The following is a 7,835-nucleotide window of genomic DNA, read 5'->3' on the forward strand; positions in this document are numbered from 1 at the left end:
CCCGGAGCCGTGACGCACCGCCACCGGCCCGGCGGCCTCGTAGGCCCCGGGCAGGACGGTGACGGTCCTGCCGGTCGACTCGGCGAGGATCCGCTCGTACCCGGGGGCGTCGTGCGGGACCACCACGAGGTCGGGCCGCGCGCTGACGACGAGCCCTGGGAGGTCGGCCGCCGGGTCCGCCGAGAACCGCGTCACCACGCGCGCCTCCGGGCCCCGCTCGCGCACCCCGGCGGCCAGGCCCTCGAGGGCGCCCAGCGTCTCGGCCATCTCCGCCAGCTCGGACGACAGCCCGGTGCCGACCTCCAGGCGGCCGTGGGGATAGGGCTCCAGGTGCCCGAGGACCACCTCCGAGGGCGTGTTCGCCGCCGCCAGGGTGGCGGCCAGCCCCGCGAGCGGCTCGGCGTCCACGGGCCGTCCGGGGACCACGGCGAGCACGCGATAGGAGGCGGTCACCCCGAGCGCGGCGCGCTCGGCCTCGGCGATGTCCCTGGCGATCCGGCGGTCGGGGTAGATGCGCCGCAGCAGCGGGCCTGTCATCGCGGTGGTGAGCAGCGCCATGAGCACCATGAGGGAGTACAGCTCGGGGTCCAGCACGCCCTTCTGCAGGCCGACCGACAGGATGACGATCTCGGTGAGGCCCCGGGTGTTCAGCAGGGCGGCCAGCGCGGACGCCTGGCGCACCGGCACCCGTCGCAGCCGCGCGCCGAGGTAGGAGCCGGCCAGCTTCCCGCCGATCGCCACCGCCAGGATGGCGGCGAGCACGCCCAGGCTGGAGACGGTCAGCGTCCGCAGGTTCACGTTCAGCCCGGACACCACGAAGAACATCGGCAGCAGCAGGAGCACGGTGAGCTGCTCCAGGCGCTCCAGGATCTGGTGGTTGAGGCGCTCGGCGCCCTCGCGCGGCATCACCGCGCCGAACAGGAACGCGCCGAAGATGAAGTGGACGTGCATCCACTCGGTCGCCCAGGCCGAGGCGACGAGACCGATCAGCACGACCGAGAGCAGGCCCGGCGTCAGCCGTCCCGCCCGCTCGAAGGCCGGCACGAGCCGCGCCAGCAGGGGCCGTACCACGAAGAACATCACCGCGGCGTACGGCACGGCGAGCAGCACCTGCCACTGACCGCTCGCCGCCTCGGCGCTCGCGATGCCGACCACGACGGCGAGAACGGTCCAGGCGAGGACGTCGATGATCGCCGCGGAGGCGAGCGCGAGCCCTCCGAGCGTGGTGCGGTGCATCTCGCGGTCGGTCAGGATGCGCGCGAGGACGGGGAACGCGGTCGCCGACATCGCCGCCCCGAGGAACAGCACGAACGCCAGGGTGTTGCCATGGGCGTGCTTCCCGGCCAGGGCGAGCGCGAGCAGCGTCCCGAGCACGAACGGCACGACGGTGGAGCCGAGCGAGATGCTCGCCGCCACCTTGCCCTTGCCCCGCACCAGTTTCTGGTCGAGCTCCAGCCCGACCACGAACATGAAAAGGATCAGCCCGACGTCGGCGAGGGCCGTCAGCGCGGGACGCATGTCTGGACCGAACAAATCGTCGCCGATCCAGGGGCCGAACAGCGTGGGCCCCAGCAGGATGCCCGCCACGATCTCGCCGATCACCGGGGGCTGGCCGAGGCGCTTCGCCAGCCAGCCGAGGAGCCGCGCGGCGGCGAGCACGATCACAAGGTCAAGAAGCAGCACTTCCACGTGCAGCATGCGACATCGTCCCCGTAGGTAAAAATACGCTTATCGAAGCCCCGATAATGGTCAGCGCGACGTTACCGTGACTTGGGGGGCGCCGCGAGGCCCGGCACCGCATGCCGGGCCGATCTGTGCGTGCTGACGAGAGGAACGCAAGTGGAGGGCATCGCCGACTACGAGTTCGTCCGGCCGCTGGGAGCGGGCAACCATGGCGAGTTCTATCTGGCGAGGAAGCCGAGGCGGTTGCCCGTCGACGCGGAGTACGTCACCGTCAAGGTCGTGGGGGGAACGGGCCAGGACGCGTTCAGGCGGGCGGCCCGCGAGCTGAAGGCGTTCGCCGCCGTGCGCTCGCCCTTCCTGGTGACGCTGTACGACGCCGGGCAGCAGGGTGGAGTTTTCTACTACTCCATGGAGTACATCGCCGGCGGGTCGCTCGCCGTCCCGGCCGAGAGGCCGTCGCGGGAGGGCGCCCTGCGCGCGGTCGCGTGCGCGGCGCGGGCCGCCCAGGCCCTGCACGAGGAGGGCATCGTCCACAGGGACATCAACCCCGGGAACGTTCTGCTGACACCCGACGGCGGCAAGCTGTCGGATCTCGGCCTGTCCCAGGTGCTGATGCCGGGCGCGACGATCACCGGCATGGGCGGGCTCACCTCGGTGGAGTTCACCGACCCCGCGCTGCTGCAGGGGGAGCAGCCGTCGCCGGGCGGCGACGTGTGGGCGCTCGGCGCGACGTTGCACTGGACGATGACCGGTCAGGGCCTTTACGGCGAGCTGCCGACCCACGACCCGCTCCTGACGCTCAGGAAGGTGTACATCACCCCGCCGTCCATCAGGCCCGAGCTGGAGCCGGAGCTGGCCGAGCTGGTGAGCTCGTGCATCGGCGACGTGGCCAAGCGCCCCACCGCCTTCGGCCTGGCCGACCGGCTGTACCAGCTGTCCTCCTGAGAGGGCGGGGAGCGGACGCTAGCCTCGCGCGGCCCGCTCTATGACGTCGGCGAGCTCCCGCTCGGTGAGCACGCGCGGCTCGCCGACCATCTTGGCCCGCACGTAGACCGAGCACAGCCACTCCAGCAGCCGCGCGCCCGAAAGGGCCTGGTCGAGGTCGCCGCCGACGGCCACGGCCCCGTGGCTTCCCATCAGGGCGGCCTGCTTGCCCTCCATGGCCGCGCGCACGTGCTCGGCGAGCTCGGGGGTGCCGTAGGTGGCGTAGGGGGCCACGCGGATGACACCGCCGAGCAGCAGCGCGTTGTAGTGGATCGGCGGCAGCTCGGTCATGGTCGCGGAGACGATCACGGCGTACGTCGAGTGGGTGTGCACGACCGCCGAGGTGCCGGTGCTCTGGTAGATCGCCAGGTGCATGGGCACCTCGGAGGACGGCTTGAGGTCGCCCTCCACCGCGTTTCCCTCCATGTCCAGCACGGGGCAGCCGGCGGGGGTGAGCCGGTCGAGCGCCACCCCTCCGGGGGACACCGCCACCAGGTCGCCCCGGCGGACGCTGATGTTGCCGGAGGTCCCGAGCACGAGCCCGGTGTCCACCATCTGGCGGCCGATCTCGCACAGCCGCTCCCGCTCCTCGGCGAGCTTCATGTCGTCCTCATCGTTCTCGCGGTCCTCGGTCTCGTCGTTCCTGGCGATGTGGCGGGCGCGTTCATGTGGTCAGGCGCTCCAGCTCGGCCGTCATGAGACGGTGAAGGGTCTCGGGGGAGAGCCGGTCGGGATACAGCAGGCGGTGCACGCTGAGCCCGTCGACCAGGGCCAGCAGGCGCTCGGTGACATCGTCCAGATCGTCGCCCGTGGTGATCTCGCCGGCCTCCGCGGCGGCGTCGAGGAGGGTGCGCACGAGGTAGCGCAGCTCGGCGGCCTCCTCGCGCTGCACCTCCAGCAGCGTGCCGCCCGCGAGGCTCCTGCCCCAGAACCCCACCTCCAGGGCGGTCTCCTGGGCCCGTTCCTCGTCGAGGGGCAGGTTGTCGGCGAGCACCTCGCGCAGCGCGGACAGCCCGGTGCGACCGGCGAGCCTGCCCTTCAACCGGTGCACGATGCGGCGGTGGGACGACCTGAGCGCCGACAGCAGGATGTCGTCCTTGTCGGCGAAGTAGTGGGTGAGGACGCCGTTGGAGTACCCCGCCTCCTTGGCGATCGCCCTAGTGGTCGCCGCCTCGATGCCCTCGCGCAGGATGACCCTGCGGGCGGCGTCCACGACCTCCTCGCGGCGCTCCTGGTGATTGACGATCTTCGGCATCCCTGTCCCTTCCCGAGGCTTGACATTTTAGTCGGGCGCCCGTCTATTATCCGGCAATCTCATACATTCAGAAGGACCAGACATGACCGTCGTCACGCTCGGGGTTCACATCGTCGACGTGCTGGCCAGACCGGTGGAGTCCATCCCGGAGGGCCAGGACACCCACCTGCTTGAACAGATCCGCGTCACGGCCGCGGGGGCCGCGGCCGGAACCGCCGTCGACCTCGCCAAGCTCGGAGTGCCGGTCGCCTCGGCCGGGGCCGTCGGGGACGACGAGCTCGGCGACTTCCTCGTCATGATCATGGGGCGGCGCGGGGTGGACGTCCGCGGCGTCGTGCGCAAGGCCGGCGAGCAGACGGCCGCGTCGATCCTGCCCATCCGCCCGGACGGCGGCCGTCCCTCGTTCCACGTGCCGGGCGCCAACCTCGGGTTCTCGCTCGCCGACCTCGACCCGGGCCTGCTCACCGGGGCCGAGGTCGTCCACCTCGGCGGCATGGACGTGACCTGGGGGCTGCACGACCCGGCCTTCTTCGCGCTGCTCGGAGCGGCGCGGCAGGGCGGGACGCGGATCACCATGGACCTGCTGTCCAACAAGCCCGACCTCATGCCGGGGGCCCGCGCCTTCCTGCCCCACGTCGACTACTTCCTGCCCAACGAGGAGCAGGCGCTGATGATCACGGGCGCCTCCGATGTGGAGGAGGCGGCGGCCAAGCTGCTCGCCGAGGGCCCCGCAGGGGTGCTCGTCACCCTCGGGAGCGAGGGCAGCCTGGTCGCCACGGCGTCCGGCCTCACCCGCGTGCCCGCCCGGGAGGTGCCGGTCGTGGACACCACCGGGTGCGGCGACGCCTACTGCGCCGGGTTCATCGCGGGGCTGCTCGGCGGCCGTGACGTCGTCGCGGCGGCCCGGCTCGGCACGGCCGTGGCGGCCAGGGTCGCCGGGGGGCTGGGCTCCGACGCGGGACTCGACGGCCTGTCCGTCGCACTCATCGAAGCGGACGCGGAAGACACCGAAGGGATCTGAGCACATGTCGTCTGACGCACACCTCAGGGACAGGGCGGCCAAGGTCATCCCGGGGGGTATGTACGGCCACCTCAACGCGGCCATCTTCGCCCCCGGCTTCCCGCAGTTCTTCGTCCGGGGCGAGGGATGCCGCCAGTGGGACGCCGACGGGCGGGAGTACGTCGACCTCATGTGCAGCTGGGGGCCGGTCATCCTCGGCCACCGGCACCCGCGCGTGGAGGAGGCCGCGGCCGTGCAGCAGGCCGCAGGGGACTGCCTGAACGGGCCGGGCCCGGTCATGGTGGAGCTGGCCGAGCTGATGGTCGACACCATCCCCTCGGCCGACTGGGTGATGTTCTCCAAGAACGGCACCGACGCCACGACCCAGGCCCTGATGGTGGCGCGTGCCGCCACCGGGCGCAAGAAGGTGCTGGTGGCACACGGCGCCTACCACGGCGCCGATCCGTGGTGCACCCCGAGCCTCGCCGGGACGACGCCCAGCGAGCGCGCCGACCTGATCGAGTACCCCTACAACGACCTGGCGGGCGCCGAGGCCGCCGCCGCCCAGGCAGAGGGGGACGTGGCCGCGATCATCGTGACCCCGTTCAAGCACGACTCGTTCGAGGACCAGGAGCTGGTGGACCCCGCGTTCGCCCGCGGCCTGCGCGCGCTCGCCGACCGCATCGGCGCGGCGCTGGTCGTCGACGACGTCCGCGCCGGCTTCCGGCTCGACCTGCGCGGCTCCTGGGAGCCCCTCGGCGTGCGGCCCGACCTGACGGCGTGGAGCAAGGCCATGGCCAACGGGTACGCGATCGCGGCCGTCACCGGCACCGACGCCCTGCGCGGCCCCGCCCAGACGCTCTACTCCACCGGGTCGTTCTGGTTCTCCGCGGTGGCGATGGCCGCCGCCAAGGCCACCATCGAGACGCTGCGCGACACCGGCGGCGTGGCGTTGATGGAGCGGGCGGGCTCCCGGCTGCGCGACGGCCTCGCGGCGCAGGCGGCCTCCCACGGGTTCGTGATCAACCAGACCGGTCCCGTGCAGATCCCGTGGCTGTCCTTCGAGGGGGACCAGACCCTGGAGAAGGCCATGTTCTGGTCGAGCGCCTGCCTCGCGCGGGGCGTCTACCTTCACCCCTGGCACAACTGGTTCCTGTCGGCGGCGCACACCGACGCCGACATCGACAGGGCGCTCGCGGGCACCGACGCCGCGTTCGGCGAGCTGCGGGCCAAGTTCGGCTCCGACTGAGACGCGCGGCCCCCTGAAGAGGTATCAGGACGGCGCCTGCCCGCTCTTGATACGCGAGACGGCCCAGCGGCACCGGCCGGGGTGGCGTCTCGGAAAGCGGGAGCCATGGATGCGCAGGCGGAGACGCGGCCGTACACGCGCGTGGACAGGCTGGTGACACCGGGGGAGTTCGCCTGCCCCGGGTGCGGCGCCGTGTCGCGGCCCGGCCCGATGGGACGGGCGCTGTCCGGCGGAGCCGGGACCGGGGCGGCGTCATGGGAGATGTGGCTGCGCGGCCGGGGGGACGAGGTCACCGCGATGGTGCGCGTCGGCGGGCGCGTCACCGAACGCAACGGCACCGGCGAGGTGGACGTCGTCGCCATGCTCGCCGACGCCTGGCGCGCGGCCGGCGGCTAGGACCCGCCGGCCGGGCCCCGCCGGCTAGGTCCCGGCGGCTGGGACCCGGAGACTGAGCCCGGAGGCTGAGGCCCGGCGGCTGAGGTCCGACGGCCGGGTCCCCGGAGGCTGGGGCTCAGCCGGTGTCGTCGAACAGGCGGCGCAGCTCGACGCGGTCGCTGAAGCCCGTGCGCTCGTAGACCGCGCGCAGGTGGTTGCCGACCGTGCGGATCGACAGCACCAGCCGATCGGCGATCTCACGGTTGCTCAGCCCGTGCACGGCGAGCTGGGCCACCTCAAGCTGGCGCGCGGTCAGCTCCGGCGCCGCCAGGTTGTGGAGCGCCGGAGTGCGGGCGCCCTCGCACCTGCGGGCAAGGGCCCAGGCGCGGGTGGTGGCCGCGAGCCCGGCCCTGTCGCCGCCGTCCCTGCGGAGCCGGGACGCCGCCTGCGCCGCCGCCTCGGCCGCGTGAAGGATCATGCCCAGCTCCTCGAAGCCGTCGGCCACCGCGAGCAGGGCGGCGCCGTCGCCCGCCGCGGCGGCGCGCGCGTGGTCGCGGGCCAGCACTACCCGGCGCCCGTCGTGCAGCGCGGGGAGCTCCTCCAGCCGGGCGACCGCGTGGGCCGCGCCCCCGAGCCGCACGGCGTCGTGCAGGGCGAGGAACTCGAACCCCGGCAGCTCGGCGGCACGGCACTCCTCGGCGAACGCGAGCGCGAGCTCCACGGCCGCGCCGGTGTCGCCGTACGCGGCGGCGACCCACACGCGGGTCAGCGACACCCAGCGCGTGAACCCGGTCCAGGTTGCCCGGTTTCGTGCTAGCGCGTCGTCGAGCGTGCTCTGAGCGCCCTCGGCGTCCCCGAGAAGCGCCTGGGCGGCGGCGTAGGCGCCCATGCAGCCGCCTACGGTGAGCGCCGTCGGATGGTGGGCGGCGTCGTGCAGCACGCCGAGGGCCGTCTCCACCTGACCCCGCGCCGTGGCGAGATGCCCCTTGGCGAGCGCCAGGCTGCCCTCGCCCAGCGACCAGCCGCGCTGGGCCGCGACCGCCGTCTCCATCGAGCCGGTCGCCTCCTCCATCACCGTCAGGTCACCGGCGAACAGCCCCGCCATCGACCACGCCGAGTGCAGCGGCGACACCATGGCCGGGATCGCGTCCTGCCAGGACCCGGCGTCCGCCAGCGCCTGGCGGGCGGCGGCGTGGCTCCACCAGGGGCGTCGTCGACCCGGACGTCTTCCTTGAGACCTCGTCGTACGGCCACAAGGCCATCGACGCGATCAGCCGGGTGCTCGGCAT

The 7,835-nt window shown here is 73.0% G+C and carries 8 protein-coding genes; 4 read left to right on the forward strand and 4 right to left on the reverse strand.

The window, feature by feature from the left end; genetic code table 11:
* Nucleotides 1-1,698 (reverse strand): cation:proton antiporter (locus tag AB0B89_RS33170; protein ID WP_358560657.1); only part of this gene is annotated, 1,698 nt, incomplete at its 3' end.
* Between the two features lie 141 nt (nt 1,699-1,839).
* Between AB0B89_RS33170 and AB0B89_RS33175 the strand changes: the two genes are divergently transcribed.
* Nucleotides 1,840-2,628: a protein kinase gene (locus tag AB0B89_RS33175; RefSeq protein ID WP_358560659.1), complete on the forward strand. Its 789-nt coding sequence runs from the start codon at nt 1,840-1,842 to the stop codon at nt 2,626-2,628.
* Nucleotides 2,629-2,646: 18 nt separating this feature from the next.
* Here AB0B89_RS33175 and AB0B89_RS33180 read toward each other — a convergent pair whose 3' ends face one another.
* Nucleotides 2,647-3,270, reverse strand: a complete 624-nt coding sequence (locus AB0B89_RS33180) for a class II aldolase/adducin family protein (protein ID WP_358560660.1) — start codon at nt 3,268-3,270, stop codon at nt 2,647-2,649.
* Between the two features lie 61 nt (nt 3,271-3,331).
* Nucleotides 3,332-3,922: a TetR/AcrR family transcriptional regulator gene (locus AB0B89_RS33185; protein WP_358560662.1), complete on the reverse strand. Its 591-nt coding sequence runs from the start codon at nt 3,920-3,922 to the stop codon at nt 3,332-3,334.
* An 82-nt stretch (nt 3,923-4,004) separates the two neighbouring features.
* On the opposite strand from AB0B89_RS33185, the gene AB0B89_RS33190 reads away from it, so the two are divergent.
* From AB0B89_RS33190 to AB0B89_RS33200, 3 genes are all read left to right on the forward strand, one after another.
* The gene (locus tag AB0B89_RS33190; protein ID WP_358560664.1) at nt 4,005-4,943 is read left to right on the forward strand and encodes a sugar kinase; all 939 of its coding nucleotides are present in this window, start codon (nt 4,005-4,007) and stop codon (nt 4,941-4,943) included.
* Between the two features lie 4 nt (nt 4,944-4,947).
* Nucleotides 4,948-6,171 (forward strand): aminotransferase class III-fold pyridoxal phosphate-dependent enzyme, encoded by a 1,224-nt coding sequence (locus AB0B89_RS33195; protein ID WP_358560666.1) that lies wholly within the window; start codon nt 4,948-4,950, stop codon nt 6,169-6,171.
* A gap of 105 nt (nt 6,172-6,276) precedes the next feature.
* Nucleotides 6,277-6,567: a hypothetical protein gene (locus AB0B89_RS33200; RefSeq protein ID WP_358560668.1), complete on the forward strand. Its 291-nt coding sequence runs from the start codon at nt 6,277-6,279 to the stop codon at nt 6,565-6,567.
* A 115-nt stretch (nt 6,568-6,682) separates the two neighbouring features.
* On the opposite strand, the gene AB0B89_RS33205 is transcribed toward AB0B89_RS33200, so the two are convergent.
* Nucleotides 6,683-7,681, reverse strand: a complete 999-nt coding sequence (locus tag AB0B89_RS33205) for a helix-turn-helix transcriptional regulator (RefSeq protein ID WP_358560670.1) — start codon at nt 7,679-7,681, stop codon at nt 6,683-6,685.
* Between the last annotated feature and the right edge of the window lie 154 nt (nt 7,682-7,835).

It is taken from the genome of Sphaerisporangium sp. NPDC049002, from assembly GCF_040649355.1.
In the GTDB taxonomy this organism is placed as follows: Bacteria; Actinomycetota; Actinomycetes; order Streptosporangiales; family Streptosporangiaceae; genus Sphaerisporangium.

Coding starts and splice junctions, on each gene's coding strand:
- AB0B89_RS33180 (WP_358560660.1), bottom strand. CDS start 3,270: ATGAAGCTCGCCGAGGAGCGGGAGCGGCTGTGCGAGATCGGCCGCCAG.
- AB0B89_RS33205 (WP_358560670.1), bottom strand. CDS start 7,681: ATGGTGTCGCCGCTGCACTCGGCGTGGTCGATGGCGGGGCTGTTCGCC.
- AB0B89_RS33190 (WP_358560664.1), top strand. CDS start 4,005: ATGACCGTCGTCACGCTCGGGGTTCACATCGTCGACGTGCTGGCCAGA.
- AB0B89_RS33195 (WP_358560666.1), top strand. CDS start 4,948: ATGTCGTCTGACGCACACCTCAGGGACAGGGCGGCCAAGGTCATCCCG.
- AB0B89_RS33200 (WP_358560668.1), top strand. CDS start 6,277: ATGGATGCGCAGGCGGAGACGCGGCCGTACACGCGCGTGGACAGGCTG.
- AB0B89_RS33185 (WP_358560662.1), bottom strand. CDS start 3,922: ATGCCGAAGATCGTCAATCACCAGGAGCGCCGCGAGGAGGTCGTGGAC.